16 protein-coding genes are annotated in these 20,703 nt (G+C 44.6%); 13 read left to right on the plus strand and 3 right to left on the minus strand.

Features of this window, described 5'->3' with window-relative positions; genetic code table 11:
• The first annotated feature begins 20 nt into the window (after nt 1-20).
• The 6 genes from BLQ13_RS28410 to BLQ13_RS03315 all read left to right on the plus strand — a co-directional run bounded on the left by BLQ13_RS28410 (nt 21) and on the right by BLQ13_RS03315 (nt 8,393).
• Complete coding sequence (locus BLQ13_RS28410; RefSeq protein WP_167375627.1) at nt 21-182, plus strand: hypothetical protein; 162 nt, start codon at nt 21-23, stop codon at nt 180-182.
• Between the two features lie 91 nt (nt 183-273).
• Nucleotides 274-1,986: an RICIN domain-containing protein gene (locus tag BLQ13_RS03295; RefSeq protein WP_090915963.1), complete on the plus strand. Its 1,713-nt coding sequence runs from the start codon at nt 274-276 to the stop codon at nt 1,984-1,986.
• A gap of 319 nt (nt 1,987-2,305) precedes the next feature.
• The gene (locus tag BLQ13_RS03300) at nt 2,306-4,621 is read left to right on the plus strand and encodes a response regulator transcription factor (protein ID WP_208606744.1); all 2,316 of its coding nucleotides are present in this window, start codon (nt 2,306-2,308) and stop codon (nt 4,619-4,621) included.
• A 288-nt stretch (nt 4,622-4,909) separates the two neighbouring features.
• Nucleotides 4,910-5,764: an ABC transporter permease gene (locus tag BLQ13_RS03305; protein ID WP_090916500.1), complete on the plus strand. Its 855-nt coding sequence runs from the start codon at nt 4,910-4,912 to the stop codon at nt 5,762-5,764.
• A gap of 27 nt (nt 5,765-5,791) precedes the next feature.
• Complete coding sequence (locus BLQ13_RS03310) at nt 5,792-6,718, plus strand: carbohydrate ABC transporter permease (RefSeq protein WP_090915965.1); 927 nt, start codon at nt 5,792-5,794, stop codon at nt 6,716-6,718.
• A 16-nt stretch (nt 6,719-6,734) separates the two neighbouring features.
• Nucleotides 6,735-8,393, plus strand: a complete 1,659-nt coding sequence (locus BLQ13_RS03315) for an ABC transporter substrate-binding protein (protein WP_208606746.1) — start codon at nt 6,735-6,737, stop codon at nt 8,391-8,393.
• A gap of 74 nt (nt 8,394-8,467) precedes the next feature.
• Here BLQ13_RS03315 and BLQ13_RS03320 read toward each other — a convergent pair whose 3' ends face one another.
• Nucleotides 8,468-9,610, minus strand: a complete 1,143-nt coding sequence (locus tag BLQ13_RS03320; RefSeq protein ID WP_090915969.1) for a family 8 glycosyl hydrolase — start codon at nt 9,608-9,610, stop codon at nt 8,468-8,470.
• A gap of 290 nt (nt 9,611-9,900) precedes the next feature.
• Here BLQ13_RS03320 and BLQ13_RS03325 point away from each other — a divergent pair, with 290 nt between their 5' ends.
• The 7 genes from BLQ13_RS03325 (at nt 9,901) to BLQ13_RS03355 (ending at nt 17,196) form a co-directional block, all read left to right on the plus strand.
• Entirely contained in the window at nt 9,901-11,184 is a 1,284-nt protein-coding gene (locus BLQ13_RS03325; RefSeq protein WP_090915971.1) for an SGNH/GDSL hydrolase family protein, read from the plus strand.
• A 56-nt stretch (nt 11,185-11,240) separates the two neighbouring features.
• The gene (locus BLQ13_RS03330; protein WP_090915973.1) at nt 11,241-12,008 is read left to right on the plus strand and encodes an alpha/beta hydrolase; all 768 of its coding nucleotides are present in this window, start codon (nt 11,241-11,243) and stop codon (nt 12,006-12,008) included.
• A 40-nt stretch (nt 12,009-12,048) separates the two neighbouring features.
• Nucleotides 12,049-12,681, plus strand: a complete 633-nt coding sequence (locus BLQ13_RS03335) for a glycoside hydrolase family 11 protein (protein ID WP_090915975.1) — start codon at nt 12,049-12,051, stop codon at nt 12,679-12,681.
• Nucleotides 12,682-12,775: 94 nt separating this feature from the next.
• A complete protein-coding gene (locus BLQ13_RS03340; RefSeq protein ID WP_090915977.1) occupies nt 12,776-13,618 on the plus strand; it encodes a formylglycine-generating enzyme family protein in 843 nt (280 codons plus the stop codon).
• Between the two features lie 251 nt (nt 13,619-13,869).
• On the plus strand, nt 13,870-14,583 hold the full coding sequence (gene bglS, locus BLQ13_RS03345; RefSeq protein WP_090916502.1) for a beta-glucanase: 714 nt from the start codon (nt 13,870-13,872) through the stop codon (nt 14,581-14,583).
• A 183-nt stretch (nt 14,584-14,766) separates the two neighbouring features.
• Nucleotides 14,767-15,339: a hypothetical protein gene (locus tag BLQ13_RS03350; protein ID WP_090916504.1), complete on the plus strand. Its 573-nt coding sequence runs from the start codon at nt 14,767-14,769 to the stop codon at nt 15,337-15,339.
• A gap of 219 nt (nt 15,340-15,558) precedes the next feature.
• A complete protein-coding gene (locus BLQ13_RS03355) occupies nt 15,559-17,196 on the plus strand; it encodes an extracellular solute-binding protein (RefSeq protein WP_167375639.1) in 1,638 nt (545 codons plus the stop codon).
• 70 nt (nt 17,197-17,266) lie between these two features.
• Here the strand turns inward: BLQ13_RS03355 and BLQ13_RS03360 are convergent, their stop codons facing one another.
• Both BLQ13_RS03360 and BLQ13_RS03365 read right to left on the minus strand, forming a co-directional pair.
• Entirely contained in the window at nt 17,267-18,907 is a 1,641-nt protein-coding gene (locus BLQ13_RS03360; protein ID WP_090915981.1) for a response regulator, read from the minus strand.
• 9 nt (nt 18,908-18,916) lie between these two features.
• Nucleotides 18,917-20,626, minus strand: coding sequence for a sensor histidine kinase (locus BLQ13_RS03365; RefSeq protein ID WP_090915983.1), 1,710 nt, complete (start codon nt 20,624-20,626; stop codon nt 18,917-18,919).
• Nucleotides 20,627-20,703 lie beyond the last annotated feature (77 nt).

Genomic DNA, 20,703 nt, shown 5'->3' on the forward strand with positions numbered 1-20,703 from the left:
AACGAAAGGAGGCATATCTCATGAGTGATTCCAAGAATTATATTAAGGACTATTCCAAGGAAGCTTACCTCAATGAGGTGAGTTTCACCGAATGGCGTACAGCTAATCTTATGTGTTACAGCCCGCATTATCATTGGATATGGAATGGCTTAAGGGAGCGCGCGCCAACCGAGTCTGGATGAGATTAAATCTTGATCTTGCTAAATATCAGGTTTGACGGTAGCTTCCTATCGCAGTAATGTAAGCCAATTTAATCAAACAGGAGGAATAGCAGTGAAAAAGTTCATGATGTCTTGCAAGCTTTTACTCGTTCTGGCATTACTGATTACGATTGCTCCATGGGGCGGTAGCCAAGCTGATGCCTGGGTGGGAATGCCTATGGGGAAACTAAAAGTGAGTGGCAAAAACTTGGTCAACAGCAACAATCAACCTGTACTCCTTAATGGCTGGCATCAACCCTCCGGCGCATACTGGACGTATCAGGACAGCAATTATTACCTCAACCTTCATGGTAACAATCGTCATGCCGCAACATTGGCCTATCTGAAAGACATCACAGACACATTTGCAGATACCAGTCCGAAATATGGCAGCAATCATGGCTGGAAAATGAATCAGGTGCGTCTGTTCATTGACCGTCAGGACATGGGAGATGTGGCGGCAGGTACATATAACTTTGCCGGTGTGCAGACTGTGACGCAGAACGTCATCATTCCTTATATCCAGTATGCAAAAACCAAAGGGGTATATGTCGTTCTGGGCTTGGACTTCACCTTGAAGGATGATCAGGCTACGACAGCTGCCAACTTGCAGAAGTTCAATCAAATCTGGGGTTATCTTGCCTCCCGTCCAGAGATTAAAAGTGCAGACAATGTTCACTTCGAACTGATTAATGAGCCGGTGAAATCGTATGCCAACGGACACTGGGGTGGATACAACGGAGAAAATGATTTCGTGGATCATTGGAATGACCTGCGTAATTTCCAAAATTCCATGATCTCCACCATTCGTAATCAGGGTGCAGACAACGTCATCTGGGCTGCGGGTCTGGGTTACAATCAGTTCTACAGCCTGACAGCAAGTCATCCGCTCACTGACCCTCTGAATAACTACGGTTATGCGGTTCACTGGTATCCAGGGTACGGAGCCTATGACAACTTCAACATTCTGCAAGATCAATGGAACACCAATGTGAAGGCTGCTGCGGATAAATATCCAATTAACATCACGGAAGTGACATGGTTCAAAAATAAACCAGGTGATTCAGCTTACTGGAATCTGTTCAACGGTAGTAATGAAGGTTTTGGGACGAATACCAAAACCATCTTCAATGCAGCAGGCAATGTCAGTATCGCGGCTCATATGAATGGTTTTATCCTCGAACCGGGAGCACGCAGTTCATTCGCTGATCCAACCGCAGGACTGAAGTGGGATGGAGATGCATCTCGAAGTGCGATGGGACGTTTCTTGTTCAACTGGTACAATGAACGGTCCCAGAATTATGGTAGCGGTACTCCAACCAATCCAACAAATCCGTCTACAGGTCTGGTGTCTGGTGCAACGTACAAAATTGTAGCACGCCATTCCAATAAAGTGATTGATGTTCCCGGTGGGCAAAATCAGAATAATCTCCAATTACAACAATGGAGTGATCTGGGCGGTAATCCTCAGAAGTGGGTGCTAACCTCCATTGGTGGGGGCAACTACACGCTGACGAGTGTGAATTCACCTGATAAAGTGATCGACATTCGTAACGGTACACAGACCAATGGTGAAGCTGTGCAACTTATGGCTAATCTCAATACAACGGCACAGCATTTCAAAGTGAATGATCTCGGCAATGGGTACTACAGCATTATCAATGTGAACAGCAATAAAGCGATTGAAGTTGAGAACGCTTCCACATCGGATGGAGCCAAACTTCAACAGAACACCTACACGGGCGCAACGAACCAACAGTGGAAATTCGTAGCGGTTAGTAATTAACTAACCTCAACATTTCCATCACGAAATTAGTGGCAACAAATAACCTTTTCAGGTCATCTGATGACTTGAGAAGGTTATTTTTATTGTACCTATGTATGGATACAACGAAATGGGATGACTGAAAAGGTTGTTATTCATTGCCTTTGTCTCGTGAAGTTGCACATTACTCTGGAGAAATCAAGTATTGTATAGCTACAGGTGTAAATGTACCATAGGGAAGAAGTTGTACCTTCACTGTTCAGAAATGCCCGTTGTATCATGAAATGATGATCATACACCGTTAAATGTAAGCGCTTGATTAGAAAAAGGGGGGAGTACATTGAAGCTCCTATGGTCCAAATTTTCACCGATGTTCCGTCGTTATTTGATTTCGTATCTAATCATTCTAATGATTCCACAGATCGCCGGATACGCCTCTTATCGGGCATCCATTGAAGCGGCAAGGGCCAGCTCGATAGAGAACAGTCTGAAGTCTCTGAATCTGGGCAAAGAAATCATTGAACGGAATCTGCTACAGGTCGAAGCGTTTACGAGGCAACTAGCCATTAATCAGGAGCTGTACCGTTTGATTGCCGATCCCAAACCACTGGATTCCTACAATGTTTATGGCATAGGTAAAATGCAGCGAAGTTTATCCATGTACAGCAGTACAAACGAATACTTATCTCATTTTTTTATTTACATTCCAAACTATAACGTCATTATTACACCCAATACGGTCTATTACAGACCTGAACATTATTACGCAGCCAACGCGTTGGAGGGTATGACCTTCGAACAGTGGAGCGAAAACATATTGAAAAAGCCACACTTTAATGAGATTATTCCACTTCAGAATTACAAACGTGAAATAAGCAGCAACTTGCGCACCACCGCACCGGCAATTACCTTTCTGCAATCCTTGCCGCTGAATAGTTTCAATAAACCACAGGCTACCATTGGTGTTTTAATTGATGAAGATGAGATGGCTAGCCTGACCCAGCATATCGTTGATCAGTATGGCGGCTGGACTTTGGTTCGAGATGCGAACGGCGAAATTATCTTCTCACGCGGTATTGAAGAAGGAGAAGCGCAGCGTTTGGCGCAAAATGTGGGTAACGATTCGAATGAGGTACAGCCTATTGAAGATGGCCGGCTGCTTATATCCATTCATTCAGATCGAAACGGCTGGAGTTACATGGCAGGTATTCCCGAGAAAGCACTTATGACCAATGCGGATCAGATCAAGAAAGTGACATTGGCCTTTACGCTTGCAACATTGACGCTTGGTTTAGGTTTTGGACTGATCCTGGCCTATCGAAATAGTGCCCCCATCTACAAACTGTTGTCTGCCTTCCGAGAACAAGTCAGTGAACCTTCAGGTAAAAGGCGTAATGAGTATGATTTTCTAGCAAGCCATATTCATCATTTAATCGCCAATAATCAATCGCTGGAGAACGCGCTAAATGAACAAATTCCGCTCTTGCGCGATGGATTCATCAAACGTCTGCTTACGGGTGAGTTCTATACTACTCGTGAACTGGAAGCTATTTCTTCTCAGACACAACTATCCATTGAGAACAGCCAGGGGATCACTGGTTTGCTCAAGGTGAATGGTTATGCGAGTCTGGATAGCGAAGAAACGATTCAGGAGCTTGGTGTGGCGAAATTAATTATCAGACAGACGATGACAGAATGGAACGAAGGTCTACTGATGACGGACTGGGGCACAGATCAGATTGCTTTTATATGTCCCGTAACCGAGATGCCGCTGGAAACAGCAATACGTCATTGTGAGTCTGAACTCAGCAGATTAACCGAACTCATTTATAAAGAATACCGGATATCAACAACAATCGGTACCGGAGCCGCATACGAAGTTTGGAATGATGTAGGCCGTTCATTTGACGAAGCCAAACAGGCCATGGAATATGCGATTCATATGGGAGCAGATGAGCTCGTCCGATTTGAAGATACATTGAAGGAAAATGAAATGTACTATTATCCCATTGAGTCAGAACAGCGCTTGCTGAATACGATCAAGGCAGGAGAACTGGATGAGGCTCTTCGTATTTTGGATCAGCTGTTTGCACGCAATTTTGAAGAGCGCGAACTTTCCTATGAGATGGCACAACAATTTATTATGGAGTTAAAGGGAACATACCTGAAGCTGGATGAGCCCAAAATCAAACACGATGATTCCTTTGCAGAAGAATACAAAAATGGTGTCACCAGTATCCAGATTACCGATTCCATTGCCGCATTACGTGGTAAATTCAAGCGCTTAACCGAAGATATGTGCAAAGAAGTGCTGCGAAAAAGATCATCCACACATGCGGATACCGTACAAGAAATTACGTGTTATATTGAAAATCATTATGGCGACGCGAATTTGACGATCTGCCGAATCTCCGAGCATATGGGGAAATCCGAAAAATTCATCTCCCAACTATTCAAGGAGCATACCGGAGAGAATCTTTCCGATTATGTGGAGCGAGTGAGAATCAATGCAGCATCTGAACTGCTTCGGGAAAGTAATCAGACCATCGATGAAATTGCACTTTCTACGGGATATAACAGTGCGCATTCTTTCCGCAGAGCATTCAAGCGTGTACGCGGCATTTCACCAAGTGTATTTCGGAAGATGGATAATTAGGTCGGTGAATGTACGCTGCTCATATAGTATCTATGCGTATAATGTACGCTGATTTCCGAGATGTACCTTTACGATTTCCCCAGGCCGAACTTATGATATGGGCACAAAGAAAGCGTTACCAAAACAAGGTGACGCTCACTTCAACCATAGGGTTCACTGACTGGGGGGATGATTCTGAGAACAACAATAACAAGTGAAAGCAAGTCCGGTTTGAAGGAGCGCAAGCGATCAACATTACAGCATGCGCTAGCCAGAAGTTTCAGGAGGCATTGGCAGTTATATCTGCTCATATTGCCTCCGGTGGTGTACTTTATCGTTTTCAAATATGTACCGATGGTGAATACGGTCCTTGCATTTAAGGATTATAACGTCATCAAAGGAATTTGGGGGAGCCCTTGGGCTGGCACCAAGTATTTCGACCTGCTTTTCCAGAATCCCGCTTTTATGACTTTAATCAAAAATACGCTTCTCATCTCGTTTTACAGCCTCATCGTCGGATTTCCGATTCCGATCTTGCTGGCACTGGCTTTGAATGAGATCAAAAACATGAAGTTTAAGAAAACCGTGCAGATGGTAACCTACGCACCGTATTTCATATCCACGGTGGTTATGGTATCGATCATTATGCTATTCCTCTCGCCGAGGCTTGGTATTGTCAATACGATAGCAGGTGCACTTGGCTTTGAATCGGTGAATTTCCTTGGTAATCCAGACATGTTCCGCTCAATTTATGTTTTTTCTGATGTATGGCAGAGTATGGGATATTCAGCAGTCATCTATCTGGCTGCGCTTGCGGGCATTGACCCTTCATTATATGAGGCGGCCAAAGTGGATGGAGCCAATCGACTGCAGAAGATTATTAACGTGGATTTGCCCGGCTTGTTGCCGGCAGCCGTCATTATTTTAATTTTGAGCGTCGGGAACATTATGGCGGTAGGATTCGAGAAAATATATTTGATGCAAAACCCGTTAAACCTGTCTGCTTCAGAAATCATCTCCACATATGTTTACAAAATGGGACTATTAAACGCCAATTACAGCTTTGCTACAGCGGTTGGTTTGTTCAACTCTCTCATTAATCTCATCTTGTTGTTAACGGTCAATGCAGCCGCAAAACGGCTGTCCAATACAAGCCTATGGTAACCACACGGAGGGGAGGAGACTTGAAGGATGTCTAATTTACAATCACAGGCAGGTCGTTCACGAGCGAACAAAAACCCTGTCATTAGAGAATCGCCCGGGGATCGCTTGTTTATTACGGCAATCTACATCATTCTGTCACTCGTGCTGGTTGCCGTGCTGTATCCTTTGATCTACATCGTAAGTTCGTCACTCAGCAGTCCGTCAGCCGTTTCTTCAGGCAAAGTCTGGCTATGGCCAGTTGATCTGTCATTCGAAGGATACAAGGCTGTATTGCGAAATGAACAGGTGCTGATGGGATACGCCAACTCATTGTTTTATACGGCATGCGGCACATTTATCAGCGTAGCATTAACAATTATGATCGCTTATCCACTGTCTAAAAAGACCTTTGTTGGTCGCAGTACGCTGATGATCTTCATCACGTTCACGATGCTCTTTGCCGGTGGTTTGATTCCAACATATCTGGTTGTTAAATCCCTGGGGCTCATCGATACACGCTGGGCGCTTCTAATTCCCAATGCGATCTGGGTGTGGCAAGTCATTATTGCACGAACCTTCTTTCAAAATTCAATACCGGATGAGCTATCCGAAGCGGCTGATATCGATGGCTGTAGTGACATTCGGTTTATCTTCAGTGTCATCCTGCCGCTTGCCAAACCCATTATTGCCGTGCTGTCGCTGATGTATGCGGTTGGTCAATGGAACGCTTACTTCGACGCACTTATTTATCTGAAATCGCAGTCGCTCTACCCGCTACAGCTGATTTTACGAAGTATTCTTATTCTAGGTAGCTCAGGCAATATGGATGCTTCCGAAATGATCAAACAACAGCAAATGGCTGAACTGATGAAGTACTCCTTGATTGTCATGGCCAGCTTACCGGTTCTGATCATCTATCCTTTTGTACAACGTTATTTCGTACAAGGCATGTTGATCGGCTCAGTTAAAGGATAAGTCAATTACAACTTTCATGAGGGAGAGGATTTTATTGAAGAAAATAAGTGCGCTTGGATTAATAGGTGTGCTGGTTCTTACGTTGGTACTAGCAGGCTGCTCGTCATCCGATAAGAGCAATGGGGAAGTGGATGCGGACGGGAAAGTCCCGATGAATGTGTTTGTGCACCAAGGATCGGATATGAACCTCGCAACCAATAAATTCACGAAGAAAATGGAGGAAAAGTTCAATATCAAGTTCAACTGGACGACAGTTCCTTTTGATGGAGCAGCTGAAAAAAGACAGATATCCCTGGCTTCCGGGGACTATCCGGATCTGTACCTGCTCATCCCTTGGGTAGATCGTTTCTCACAGACTGACTTGTTGAAGTTCGGGCAACAGGGTGTGATCCTGCCGCTGAATGATCTGATTGATCAGCATGCGCCTAACATCAAGAAGGTGCTCGATAGCAATGATTACTACAAAGCAATGAATACCGCACCTGACGGTAAAATCTATGGACTGACCGGGCTGAATGAGTGTTTCCACTGTTCGTATCCAAACAAGATGTGGGTGAATACCAAATGGATGGAGCAGCTGAATATCAAAGAACCAACAACGACAGAAGAGTTCCGGGAAATGCTGAAAGCGTTTAAAACGAAAGACCCCAACGGAAACGGCAAGGCAGATGAAGTACCTCTGAGTGGTTCTACGGAGAACTTTGGTGTACACATTATTCCCTATCTGATGAATGGTTTCATCTATGACGATGACCGGAATTACCTCATCCTGAATCAAGGCAAAGTTGAAACGGTGGCGAATAAACCGGAGTGGAAAGAAGGTCTTACGTACATCAAATCCTTATATGATGAAGGGTTGATTGATCCGGGTGCTTTTACGCAAAATGTAGGTGCCTTCAAGAAAATTGGAGACAATGCTGACGCACAGCTTCTGGGTGCAGGAGCGGCTATGCATCCATCCTTGTTCGTAACCACGGCTGAAGGGTCACCGTACGGCAATGATTACAATCCGATTCCACCATTAAAAGGGCCAAATGCTGAATATGCTTCGTACAACTATCCGGTCGATCCTGGTGCAACATTTGTACTGACCAACAAAGCCAGTGAGCAAACGCAGATTACAGCCATAAAAATGCTGGATTACTTCTATACCCAAGAAGGAGCTATGGCTTCATATCTGGGCGAAGAAGGCTTAAGCTGGCGCAAACCGGATGAGGGAGAAGTGGCTCTGAATGATCAGGTACAGCCGCTCTATAAAGCGATTCCGCTTCCATCCGGAGAAGAACCTCGTAATGACAGCTGGGCTGCATTAAGCCAGTACAATCATCACCGGGCATATCGCGATGCAGAAGTACAGGGAACAGATATCTATGCCAACGATGGGTATGAACGTCGCCTGTACGAAGCAACATTGTTGATGGAAGGTAAAGAACCTAAAGAGGTTTTCCCGCATTGGGCATTGTGGGTTGATCCATCCCTTGCGGATGAAACCAGCATGATGCAAACCAATATCAAGGATTATATCGACCAGAATGCGTTACAATTTGTTACAGGAGCAAAGAGTTTGGATAAAGACTGGGATGAGTATGTGAAAGGACTGGAAGGGTTGAATATGAATCGTTATCTGGAAATTATGCAGTCCGCGTATGATGCTTCATCCGTGTCATCCAAATAAAAGAACAAATTAAAGGAAAGACGGACCTTACTCGCAGCATGCGGTGGGCCCGTCTTTTTTGTCGTATTTGCGTCTTAATAAACCCGATATCTTCCGCTTAAGGCGAGCATGGTAAAGAAATAAAGACAGTTATCGTAATAACGACGTTTTCCCTGGCGAAGCGGTGTGTTCCAGAATAACCGAACAAAATCATCTGCATGAGGGCCACCTGCTGCCAGTGAAGCCATCGCATTGGTTGCCAGCAAACCTACAGGATGTAGTGCAGGTTCGTCAAAAGCCTCACCCTCGATCGTATACCGGCGATAATCCGCTACGTCGATATCACTGAAAAAGGCCTGAATCCGATTGGATTGTTCCACTTGCCACGGATCTTTACGGAACCATTCCCAGTCTAGGGCAATGTTAGCTGCTACGCGATAGGCATCACTGTAAAAATGCCTGAAATCCCCGTGCGGCTGAATCGGAGCAGGAGTGCCGTCATAATTGGCGTATTCAGGCGAAAGCCCGGTTACCGGATGACAGGCTGTACGCAAATAAACCCGGCTTGCTTCGGCAGCTTCTTTCCAGAACGTCTGATCTGCTTCATTCGCGTATTCGGCAAACAGTTCATAGAAATGAGGAAGATGATAGGAAGGGTCGCTGAAAGGTAACTCTGGAATAAACTTGATTAGTCGGTTACTCGCTTCCCACATGGGATCGCCTTCACCTTGTTCTCCTTGATGCAGACAAGCATGTAGAATCTTCTGAGCTTGAGTTCTGTAATCATAAGGGGCCGGCCCATCACCCCAGCGATTCGAGGCAAAAAATAACGCCATGGCAAAAAACTCTTCACCATCGGGAGCAGGCCCCGGAGATAGACGGGTTCCATCAGATTTGCAATGCCATGCAAAATAATCCTTGTATCGTCCTTCCGTATGTTGCATATAGGTATGAGCATAATTCCACAGACGATCAAATTCCTCTTTTTTATTCATCTGTACAGCCATCATCATGCCATAGGACATACCTTCGGAACGAACATCGTCGTTACCCGTGTCCAACATATAAGCTTTGTCTTCGCCAACAGGATAGTAGATTCGTGTATGTTCATCTCCATAAAAAAGATCATTCCAAGTCTGTTCCAGCCTTGCGTTGATTTCTTCTTCGTTATACCCCCATTTGTGAAAAAGATTGACATATGTACCTGTCTCATAAGCGCCTTTTCCTGTGATATTCATGAGATCCTCCTTCTAAAATGCTTATATATGAAAGTATATCATTCGTAATACTACTCAAATTAAAGCGTTTACATGGAAAATTATAGGTGTGTTATACCATCTATTTCCATTTCGTGATACGGATGATATATTTAGGCAAGTCCTATAGTTTATCAGGTTGTTGTTAAATTATGTAAGCGCTACACTCGGAGAGAAGGAACCGCCTGATATCGACATAATGAAGTCTAGGTTTCTTCACATAGCAATAATCGGAGTGTAAATTTTCGCTGGAAGGTTGGTGAGGATGTAACATGCTTGGCGATTCAGGAGATGTAGATGAGAATCAAGGAACCCATGCACCACGTGACCCCGTAGGAGTTACCGTTTCATCATTTGAGGCTGAATTTGATTATAACTCTCCGACTTATCTTGACATGATCGACAGATCACTCCTGAATTTGGGGAACAACGTCAGATTAAAGAGAGCGATCGAGAAAGCCAGACGTGGTGAACCTGTTGTCATTGCTTTTATTGGGGGATCGATTACTCATGGCGCTGGTGCAGCACCGATTCATCTCCAAAGTTATGCCTACCACTCTTATGAACACTTTAAAAAAATGTTCGCTTCGATGGACAGCAGTGCAATACAGCTGATCAAGGCGGGTGTAGGCGGGACGCCTTCGCAACTTGGCGTCATTCGTTATGAGCGGGATGTGCTCCGGGATGGTAGCGTGCAACCGGACATTGTCATTATCGAGTTTGCGGTAAACGATGCTGACGATGAGACGCGTGGAAACTGTTACGAAAGCTTAGTGTTGAAAGCGCTTGCTTCTAGTAACGAACCAGCGGTCATCCTGCTTTTCAGTGTGTTTAAAAATGATTGGAATCTTCAGGATCGTCTCGCTCCTGTAGGCTTTCATTATGATCTGCCTATGGTGAGCATGAAGGATGCTCTTGTAGAGCAGTTTCAGAAGACAAAAGATGAAGGTGGCGTAATAACCAAAGAGCAGTACTTCCATGATATTTATCATCCTACCAATGTGGGACATCGGATCATGGCGGACGCACTGGCGAATTTGTTTCGTGTGACAGATCGTACAAATCTCGATCAGAAAGAAGATGAATTAACGAAGTTACCGATTATTGGAAATGATTATGTGAATGTCAAACTATTGGATCGGAAAAACGGGGAGCAGATTGGCCAGATTGAATCAGGAAGCTTCAGTCTCATAGACACAGAGCTCCAGATGACCGAGATGGACGATCATGATTATGGTACACCGCTTTTTCCGAACAACTGGATGTATGTTCCTGGCGAAACAGCTGGTGACAAAGGTTTCGAGCTGCATTTGCGGTGCAGCCGGCTCATCCTGATCTTTAAAGACTCGGACAGTGATAGCTTCGGAACGGCCCATATTAAAGTGGATGGTGAACTTGTCAAAGAGGCGGATCCGCACCAAGTGAACTGGACTCATTGCCATGCCATGCTTCTATTTAGTAATAAGGAAGTGGGAAAACATGTTATTGAGATTGACATGGCACCTGGACAGAAGGACAAGCAGTTCACCATTCTGGGTTTTGGTTACGTTGATTAGCGGGAACTTGATTTGAGGTTTAGAGGATTTTGCTAACCGTGAAAGGAGTAAGACCAATGATAGCTTCAGCATCTGCTGGTTTTGACCAGTATCGTGATAACATAACACGCGGCGTAGTTGAAACGATAGAGTATGATTCCAAGACGGTTGGCAACGTGCGTAAAGCGATGGTATATACGCCGCCAGGCTTTTCTTCGGAGCTTACCTATCCTGTACTCTATCTGCTGCACGGAATTGGAGGGGATGAGAAGGAGTGGCATACCTATGGTTCTCCTGCCATCATCCTGGACAACCTCTACACCGATCATCTCATCCAGCCGATGATTGTTGTTTGTCCTAATGGGCGTGCAATGTCTAACGACCTTGCGGAAGGTGACCTCTTTGATCCTGAGAAAATTCGGGCATTTGAACAATTTGAATCGGATCTTATTCAGGATCTTATCCCGTATATGGAGTCCCGTTACCCGGTAGCTCAAACAAGGGACAAAAGAGCCATTGCTGGCTTGTCTATGGGTGGAGGACAGTCTTTAAACATTGGACTACGTAATCTGGATCATTTTGCATGGGTTGGTGCTTTTTCAGCAGCGCCGAACACTAAAGCGCCGGAAGTACTTGTTCCAGATCCCGCTACAGCGACATCACTTCTGTCATTGCTCTGGGTGTCTTGTGGTGATCAGGACAATCTGATTCAGATTAGTATTGATGTTCATGAGTATATGAAACAGCATGGCGTACCTCATATTTGGTATGAAGAAAGCGGAGGGCACGACTGGCCCGTGTGGAAAAATGATCTGTATCTTTTTTCCCAGCGTCTCTTCAGGTAAGTGAATTACAAAAAATAAAAATATCAGGAGGTTTTTCCCTATGTTCAAATTCAGCAAAAAATTGTTGACGGTTGTTCTTGCAGCTTCTATGAGTTTTGGTGTATTCGCCGCTACAACAGGTGCTACAGATTACTGGCAGAACTGGACAGATGGGGGAGGCACAGTTAATTCCGTGAACGGTGCCGGCGGAAACTACAGTGTCAGCTGGCAGAATACCGGAAACTTTGTTGTAGGTAAAGGCTGGACATACGGCTCACCTAATCGCGTAGTTAACTACAACGCAGGGGTGTTCGCACCGTCCGGTAACGGATACTTGACATTCTATGGTTGGACCCGAAATGCGCTTATTGAGTACTATGTGGTAGATAACTGGGGGACATACCGTCCAACTGGAACATACAAGGGCACAGTGAACAGTGACGGTGGTACCTATGACATCTACACAACGATGAGATACAACGCTCCATCTATTGATGGGTATTCAACATTCCCGCAATACTGGAGTGTGAGACAATCCAAACGTGGAATCGGTGTGAACTCTCAGATTACGTTCAGAAACCACGTTAATGCTTGGGCGAGCAAAGGTATGAATCTGGGTAGCAGCTGGTCCTATCAAGTGATGGCGACTGAAGGATACCAAAGTAGCGGTAACGCCAACGTAACGGTTTGGTAATCGCCATTCCATTTCGTTTTCCATGCTAGATTCAAGCAAGACAGGTCTACGGATCTGTCTTGCTCTCAATTCCCGTTTTAAAGGAGACTTCCAGATGAGAAAGTGGATGGTATTTCTGCTCATCGCAACTGTTGTTGGATTAAGTGCTTGTTCGACAGGTGGCAGTACAACCGTGAGCGATGATCTTGTATTGGTAGAGGGTGGATCATTTAAGAGCAGTAAAACCAGTTATAGCGGCAAAGATATCACACTGTCTGACTTTTATATCGGCAAATATGAAGTAACCCAGAAACAATGGGCTGACGTTATGGGAGACAATCCCTCTGGTTTTAAAGGTGAAGACCGGCCCGTTGAAAGAGTGAGCTGGTACGATGCAATCGAATACTGTAATGCACGTAGCATGAAGGAAAATCTCAAACCGTATTACACCATTGATAAAGAAACGATGGATACGAATAATAAGAATGAAAACGATAATGTCAAATGGACTGTAACCATCAATGAAGATGCGAATGGATATCGGCTGCCAACGGCAGAAGAATGGGAATATGCCGCAAGTGGCGGACAAAAGAGTGAGAATTTTACTTATAGCGGAAGCAACAATCCAGACGAAGTGGCGTGGTACTGGATGAATGCCGGTGAAAAACCGTTAACAGGAGACTGGAACTGGCCTGCCATTGAAAACAATCGGAATCAAACCAAGCCAGTCGGTCAGCAGAAGGCCAATGAACTAGGCATTTATGATATGTCTGGTAATGTTAGAGAATGGTGCTGGGACTGGCACAGCCATCCGGAAACCCCGGATAACACTTGGAGAGTCAGCAAGGGAGGCGGCTGGGTCAGCAGTGTAAATACAGAAGAGATTTCATATCCAGGAAAATTCGATGCGAATGGCCTTGGTCCCGATCAGGGATTGCGAGTCGTACGTAGTAAATAACGAGGCCCGTTCATTTAAAATGGGCCTTTAGGCATTTCGCCTGGCAAAGGGAAGCAATCTTAAAAAATGAATATGAGTTCTTTAAACTTTGCTATAGTTCGTCCATTATGTAGCATATAAAATGGAAATACCAACCAATGTAAGCGCTTTACAAAAATAATTAAATCGATTAAATGGCTGTTGAATCTAAGAATCAAAAGGAGTTGTGTTCATTTGTTTACATGGTTGGAATCAAAGGTGGAGGTGTATTGATGAAGAGGAAGACATGGTTCACATTAATGGTATCGGGAGTGGTTTCATTATTTATTTCGGTAAGCGCTTTCGCGGGATGGGTGTTTTGGGAACCGTTGACGTATCACAATGCAAGTACCTGGCAGAAGGCGGATGGGTATTCCAACGGTTCCATGTTCAATTGTACGTGGCGGGCAAATAATGCTAATTTTACGAATGATGGCAAGCTGCGGTTGAGTCTGACAAGTCCTTCAAACAACAAGTTTGATTGTGGTGAATATCGGTCAACGAATACTTACGGGTATGGTCTGTACGAAGTAAGCATGAAGCCTGCTAAAAATACAGGAATTGTATCTTCTTTTTTCACCTATACCGGTCCTGCACATGGCACACAATGGGATGAGATAGATATCGAGTTCCTGGGCAAAGATACAACGAAAGTACAATTCAATTATTATACGAACGGCGTTGGAAATCATGAGAAGATCGTAAATCTGGGTTTCGATGCGTCTCAGGGATTCCATACGTATGCGTTTGATTGGCAGCCAGGTCACATTAAGTGGTACGTCGACGGTGTGCTGAAACATACAGCTACAACGAATATTCCGAAAACACCGGGTAAAATTATGATGAATATCTGGAATGGAACTGGTGTGGACGGATGGCTGGGGTCATATAACGGTGCTAATCCATTGCATGCCGAATATGATTGGGTGAAATATACAAGTAATTAACAGAAGCTTATGACTACTCAGGAGTAGCCATATAGCCACATGAAACAGAGGAGGGGATCTCATCCCATGCTCCTCTGTTTTTTATGTTCATTTTCAATCTTTACAGAACGAATAAAACGTAAGATGATGAAAGAAAAGGGCAAAATCGATCGATCTCACTCGAGAGGATGGAGAACCATGAGCATGAATAAGCAAAATGATACGAATAACAACCAAGCTTCCGAGCAGTTTATAGAGCTGTTAGGTCAACCATATGATGCTAACCAGGTACAAACGTTTCTTGAACCCTTCGGTGTAAAAAGAATAGCGAAGCCAGACGGTCCTTTTCAGGATGACATTATCTGGTCTGCTAAAGCATCTGTGCGTATTGATGTGTATCGCTCCCCCAACATCAATACGTTAACCGGACGTGATGATCTCCCTGCGGATGAGTGGATCATTGGAGCGATTTATTTTCTTGCACCGGGTTCGGACGATCGAATTAAAAAACCGTTTGCCGGACAATTGCCCAAAGGGATAACGATGAATTCAACACCTGACGAATGGATTGAAGCATATGGTCAACCGGATATCTATGAGCAAGGTGACTGGCTTGGCGGCAGTGGCCCTTATCTGGCTTGGCGTAAATCCGACATCAATATTTCTGTTGAATATGAAACGGATGAGGACAGCAGTGTGATCACATGTGTTAAGTATTGCTTAATTGGCTGTATGGGCGCTTGGAAGAGTGATTACCCGGAAGTGTTTTCCCCCTAATTAACAAGAGAGACAGAAGTAAGACATTGTACTAATGCAACATCTGTATTCACTTTTTAATATCCTAAATAAATACAATAAATGTTGCAATATTAGTATGGGCATCCATATGGTTCATTCATTATGATGGACTCTGTAGACAACATCACTACATACAGGGGGACACACAAGTTGAGAACAATCAGGAAAAGAAAGATTGGCGGTTTGGCTTTGGCCGGAATGTTGGCGCTTACAGCAGTTCTGAGCGGGTGTAACAGTGGAGCAAGTAAAGAGGCCGCACCGAGCACACCGAGTACTGCACTGGAATTGAAGGACGGGAAGTATGATCCACCCGTAAAACTTACTTATTTACGTCCTTGGGGACCCGAAATCAAATTCAAATCTGGTGAAGATCAGGACAATAACGTGCACACGAAATGGGCAAAAGACAAACTCGGCATTGAATTGAAAAATCAATGGGTGTCACCATCCACCAACAACGCGTTTGAAACGAAGCTTCGTCTGTCGCTGGCTTCCAATGCAGAAATGCCGGACATCATCTCGTATCGCGGTGACTTCAATCTGGCACGTGAGCTGATTGAAACGGGCAAGTTCGTCGATGCTGGAGAGTTGTTTGACAAATACGCAAGTGATACCTGGAAAGCTGCCGTGAATGAAGATCCTTCCGTATGGTATCCGTACATGCAGGATGGTAAACGAATTGGTATTCCGATTCTGGATTACTCCTACAACAGTGATCCAGTAATGTGGATTCGCGAGGATTGGATGAAGAAGTTTAATCTGAAAGCACCCGAAACGCTGGCTGATCTTGAAGTGATCATGGAAACGTTTACGAATAAAGACCCAGATGGCAATGGTAAAAAAGACACTTACGGTCTGACCATCGGATTCAAAAACTGGCTCAGCACATGGATGTCTGATGCTGGTTGGGTCTTCGGAGCCTACGGCACAATGCCTAATCAGTGGAATCTGAACGCAGAAGGCAAACTGGAGTACGGTTCTGTCAACCCTGGAGCAAAACAAGCTTTGGCAACGCTGGCTGACTGGATGAAAAAAGGATACATTCCAGAAGAAGCCGGGGTCTATGATGAAACCAAAGCAGCAGAAGAGTTTACAGCAGGTAAAGCAGGAATTGTTGTCGGGCCTCACTGGATGCCGTCATGGCCGCTCGAAGATGTGAAGAAAAACAATTCGGAAGCGGAGTACAAAGCTTACCCGATTCCATCCGGACCTGATGGCAAGGCAGGTAGACGCGGTACCGCGAACGACAACGGTGTAATTCTGATTAACAAAGATATGAAGAACCCGGAAGTCTTTTTCACTTATCAAAACTATCTCTTTGATCACTATGCAAATCCAAAAGCAGGTGATGAATTCGAACACGGCTTCGCTGAAGGCTACGACTGGGCAATGAAAGACGGCAAAGTAACAACGGATGCTAGTGTGACAGGCGGTTATGCACCTGAGAAATACACATTAACGTTTGACGGTGCACGTATCCCGAGTCTGAACATGACTACGCTTGCGAAGTTTGCTAACGGTGAAGAAGCTACAACACCTTTCGAGAAAAAACTCAAGTCTGGTGTACCAGCACCAATGGTAGAAGCGGCGAAGATTGTTCAGGATCAAAAAGATATCGCATTAAAACAGATGTTCACAGGTGCACCAACGATGTCCATGCAAATGAACAATGACATCTTAACCAAAATGGAGAAGGACCTGTTCTCACAAATCATCTATGGTAAAGCTCCGGTTGATGCTTTTGATACGTTTGTAGAGAAGTGGAATTCTTCCGGTGGAGATCAAAACACGAAGGAAGTTAATGAGTGGTATCAATCTGTAACTAGCGGCAAGTAAGTACGAGCGAAAAGAAAACTACAAATAAGAAAAGGCCTTGCTGGAAACATTCCAGCGAGGCCTTTTTGCTTCACACCGGCAGATTCTCTCTATATTCCTGCGGTGTCAGATCGTAAAACTTTTTGAATACCCGAATAAAATACGCCGTGTTGTTGTAGCCCACAAGCTCCGCAATTTCGAATACCTTGGCGCTGGATGAGCGCAAATAGTATGCTGCTTTTTCCATCCGTAACCGATAGACATAGGCTGTCAGCGCTTCTCCAGTTTCTGCCTTATACACTTTGGAAAGATACACCGGGTGCAGATGGACATGATCGGCAATAGCCGGTAGGGAAACATCGGAAGCCAGATGCAAATCCACAAAGCTTTTGACACTGCGAACGATGGTGCTGTGATTATCCTTAAGCTCCTGTTCTGCGTCTTCACTGATGGAATGAAGTGTGCGGATCGACCAGTCTTTCAACTGCTGGGCGGTAGCATAGCTTGGAGCCTGAAAGTATTTATACGTTTCGGCAGGAAGGACAGAAGAGATCTGTTTTCCGTTCTTGTGGATGATATAAGCAAAGGCTCCAGCCAAAGCATGATAAACCTCAATCGTTGTTTCCGCGATATCATGATGTTGGGCCGATTCGAGCAATTCTTCAAAAATGATCTCAATCTTCTGTTCCACATCGTCAAAGCGACCAGCTTCGAGAAGACTAATTAGGGTTGGGGGTTTGTACAGAGAGCGGATGGCAGGAAGGGGATGTACATCCTTATCATCTGATGCCGTAATGAACAAGCCCTGAGCATGTCCCATACGCTTCCGCATGGATCTGACAGCACTCTCATAAATCTCTCCAATCTCATTAGGAAACTTGCCCCAGTGAGAGACTGCGATTGAAATAGCCCCTTTTAAATATAACTGAACGTTTGTCTGAATTTGGGCAGCGTAATGTTCCAGCAAAGCTTGAGGTTTCTCCTCTTTGCTCACATTATGCATACCGCCTTTTTTGACACTAACCAGTACAACCAGATAATCATGGACATCCCGCGTATGCCACATATGAAAATGGTGCTGCGTCACCTCGCTGATAATGTTGCTAATGGCATACTGCATCAGCGAAAGATCATGGTCAGCCATCTCGGATAGATGCTCTTCCATTCGAATGACAAGCATGCCCAGCTCCTCACCTACCGAGTAGGGCAAATTTAGTAATTCCAGCTTGTCCGCGAGTGCGGAGGGGGTATAGGTTTTTCCTGTCAGCAATTCATGAAGCATCGTAGATTGCAATAACGGCAAGTTATCCTGGAATGCATGTAAGGCACGTTGATAGGAGGCCGCCGCTTCCCATTTTTGCTTGATCCGGTCAACGAGTCGCTGTACGGTTTCAATCAGATCTTCATCACTTACAGGCTTCAGCAAATAATCAAAGCTTTCCTGAGCCATCGCTTGTTTGGCGTATTCGAAGTCGGCAAAGCCCGAGAGTAAAATCGTCTGCACATGCGACCATTTTTCGTGAATTGCCGTGATTAATTCAATACCGGACATCTCCGGCATGCGAATGTCAGTGATTACGATATCAATATCATGATTCTCCATAATTTCCAGCGCTACGGCACCTGACAACGCTTCGTGTACAGTGCCGATTCCGCAGCTTTCCCACGGAATGGTCTCCGCCAGCGTTTCTACTACCGAACGTTCATCATCAACTAACAAAATTTGTAACATGTACTTCACCTACTCATTGATATTGTTGTACCATGTAATGCTTACTTTAACGCCTCCGCCAGGCGTATGTTCATAGCTTAGACCCGCATCTTCACCATACAAAAAAGACAAACGCTGATGAACATTCCAAGTTCCGCATCCCATGTTGCCATCAAGCGGTTTGTTCAGATTATCAACCAATTCTTGCATCTGATTCTTGGTCATACCCAGCCCGCTGTCCTCGACGGTGATCGTACATATTTCATCCGTATGATAACCCGTTATGTTGATATGACCGTCTTCTGTACGGGGTTCAATGCCATGAATGATAGCGTTCTCAACGATAGGTTGTAAGCTTAAACGGGGTAACGTTTTATGAAGCATATCGTCCGGTACATCGATGGTAAAATGCATTCGCTCCAGCCGGAGTGCCTGGATTTGCAGGTAATTTTTCACCATGTTCAACTCTTCTTTGATGGTGGCCTGATCATTCTCGGATCTGGTGATGTATCGGTAATACTCACCTAAATTCAGAGCCATTGCCACAACGGCTTTCTCATTTTTCATCCTCGCCATATTTTTGATGTAGAAGAGGCAATTGTATAAGAAATGCGGGTTAATCTGTGATTGCAACTGCTTCAGTGTGGCCTCACGTCTTCGGAGTTGTTCTTCGTACACGTTCTCAATCAACTCCTGAATTCGCTGTGCCATGATGTTAAATCGTGCAAACAATAAACTGAACTCATTACGTGACGAATGATGTAATCGAACAGAGAAATCTCCGGTCGACAAACGGTTCGTTCCCTTCACCAATTGAAGCAATGGAAGCTGCACACTACGATACAGCACATACAACACAACAACACTCATGGCAATTAGAACGGCTATGGAAGCGTAGAAGAGATTGCGACTATTTGTGATCGGCCCTAGAATTTGCTGCATAGGCACGTAGTCAACATAGTACCATCCCAGACTGCCTGACTCTATGTACGAAACATAGTATTCTGTGCGGTCGAGCGTCGTGGTGAATCCGCCTTTTCCCTGCAACGACATCTCTTTCAGCTTGGACTGAATCGCAGTCAATGTGCCATTTCCACTACTGTTGCTAATTAAGCCAAACTCGGGATGGAACATAAAGGGGTCACCTTTGTTATTCAATTTGTTCTGATCCAGCATATTGATCAAATGATGTACTGGAAAGCTGATTTTGGTAATCAGCCTCGACTTCCCAGGGGTGTCAATCGCTGTCGTTGGATCGGTCGTGTACCACTCGAATTGATTATGCTTATATGCCCATGATTTCGAAAGTGGCTTGGAAAATTCATCCTCCGCATACGGGATATAAGCATAATAATCCGTAGAAATGACTTTTTGCAACCTTGGAAAATAAAGGGTGATGGTGGAATGCCATTTGCTGGCTGCATTATACAGATTCATCTTTTCAAGAATAGCGCTTCCAACTTTGACACGTTCATAAGGCACATCTGTGTAATCCGGCCGCTGATATTCCTGTATGCTCGAATCTTGCCCAATGGACATTCCATAGAGAGATAGTTGGTAGATATTGGATTCTACAGAATCGGCAAAAGTGGACAAATGATTCATGGTATTGTTCTGAATTTCGTGTTCGATCACCCGTACACTTTCCCGGTTCGAATAGGTGTACAGAAACAAAACCAGGACAAGCAATGCTACAAATAACAGTGTAATTTTGGTAAAGACATTCAGACGAGCGAACAATGCGTGGCCTCCTCAACTCATTAAAATATTGTTATCGTTGTTGCAATATTAGGATATAGATTGCTAATAACCGTTGC

Source organism: Paenibacillus polysaccharolyticus (assembly GCF_900102085.1).
GTDB classification, from domain to species: domain Bacteria; phylum Bacillota; class Bacilli; order Paenibacillales; family Paenibacillaceae; genus Paenibacillus; species Paenibacillus polysaccharolyticus.

Bases quoted from the DNA above. Each gene is read 5' to 3' on its own strand.
- BLQ13_RS28410 (WP_167375627.1), top strand. From the start codon at position 21: ATGAGTGATTCCAAGAATTATATTAAGGACTATTCCAAGGAAGCTTAC.
- BLQ13_RS03310 (WP_090915965.1), top strand. From the start codon at position 5,792: ATGTCTAATTTACAATCACAGGCAGGTCGTTCACGAGCGAACAAAAAC.
- BLQ13_RS03315 (WP_208606746.1), top strand. From the start codon at position 6,735: ATGAGGGAGAGGATTTTATTGAAGAAAATAAGTGCGCTTGGATTAATA.
- BLQ13_RS03320 (WP_090915969.1), bottom strand. From the start codon at position 9,610: ATGAATATCACAGGAAAAGGCGCTTATGAGACAGGTACATATGTCAAT.
- BLQ13_RS03325 (WP_090915971.1), top strand. From the start codon at position 9,901: ATGCTTGGCGATTCAGGAGATGTAGATGAGAATCAAGGAACCCATGCA.
- BLQ13_RS03330 (WP_090915973.1), top strand. From the start codon at position 11,241: ATGATAGCTTCAGCATCTGCTGGTTTTGACCAGTATCGTGATAACATA.
- BLQ13_RS03335 (WP_090915975.1), top strand. From the start codon at position 12,049: ATGTTCAAATTCAGCAAAAAATTGTTGACGGTTGTTCTTGCAGCTTCT.
- BLQ13_RS03340 (WP_090915977.1), top strand. From the start codon at position 12,776: ATGAGAAAGTGGATGGTATTTCTGCTCATCGCAACTGTTGTTGGATTA.
- bglS (WP_090916502.1), top strand. From the start codon at position 13,870: ATGAAGAGGAAGACATGGTTCACATTAATGGTATCGGGAGTGGTTTCA.
- BLQ13_RS03350 (WP_090916504.1), top strand. From the start codon at position 14,767: ATGAATAAGCAAAATGATACGAATAACAACCAAGCTTCCGAGCAGTTT.
- BLQ13_RS03355 (WP_167375639.1), top strand. From the start codon at position 15,559: ATGTTGGCGCTTACAGCAGTTCTGAGCGGGTGTAACAGTGGAGCAAGT.
- BLQ13_RS03360 (WP_090915981.1), bottom strand. From the start codon at position 18,907: ATGTTACAAATTTTGTTAGTTGATGATGAACGTTCGGTAGTAGAAACG.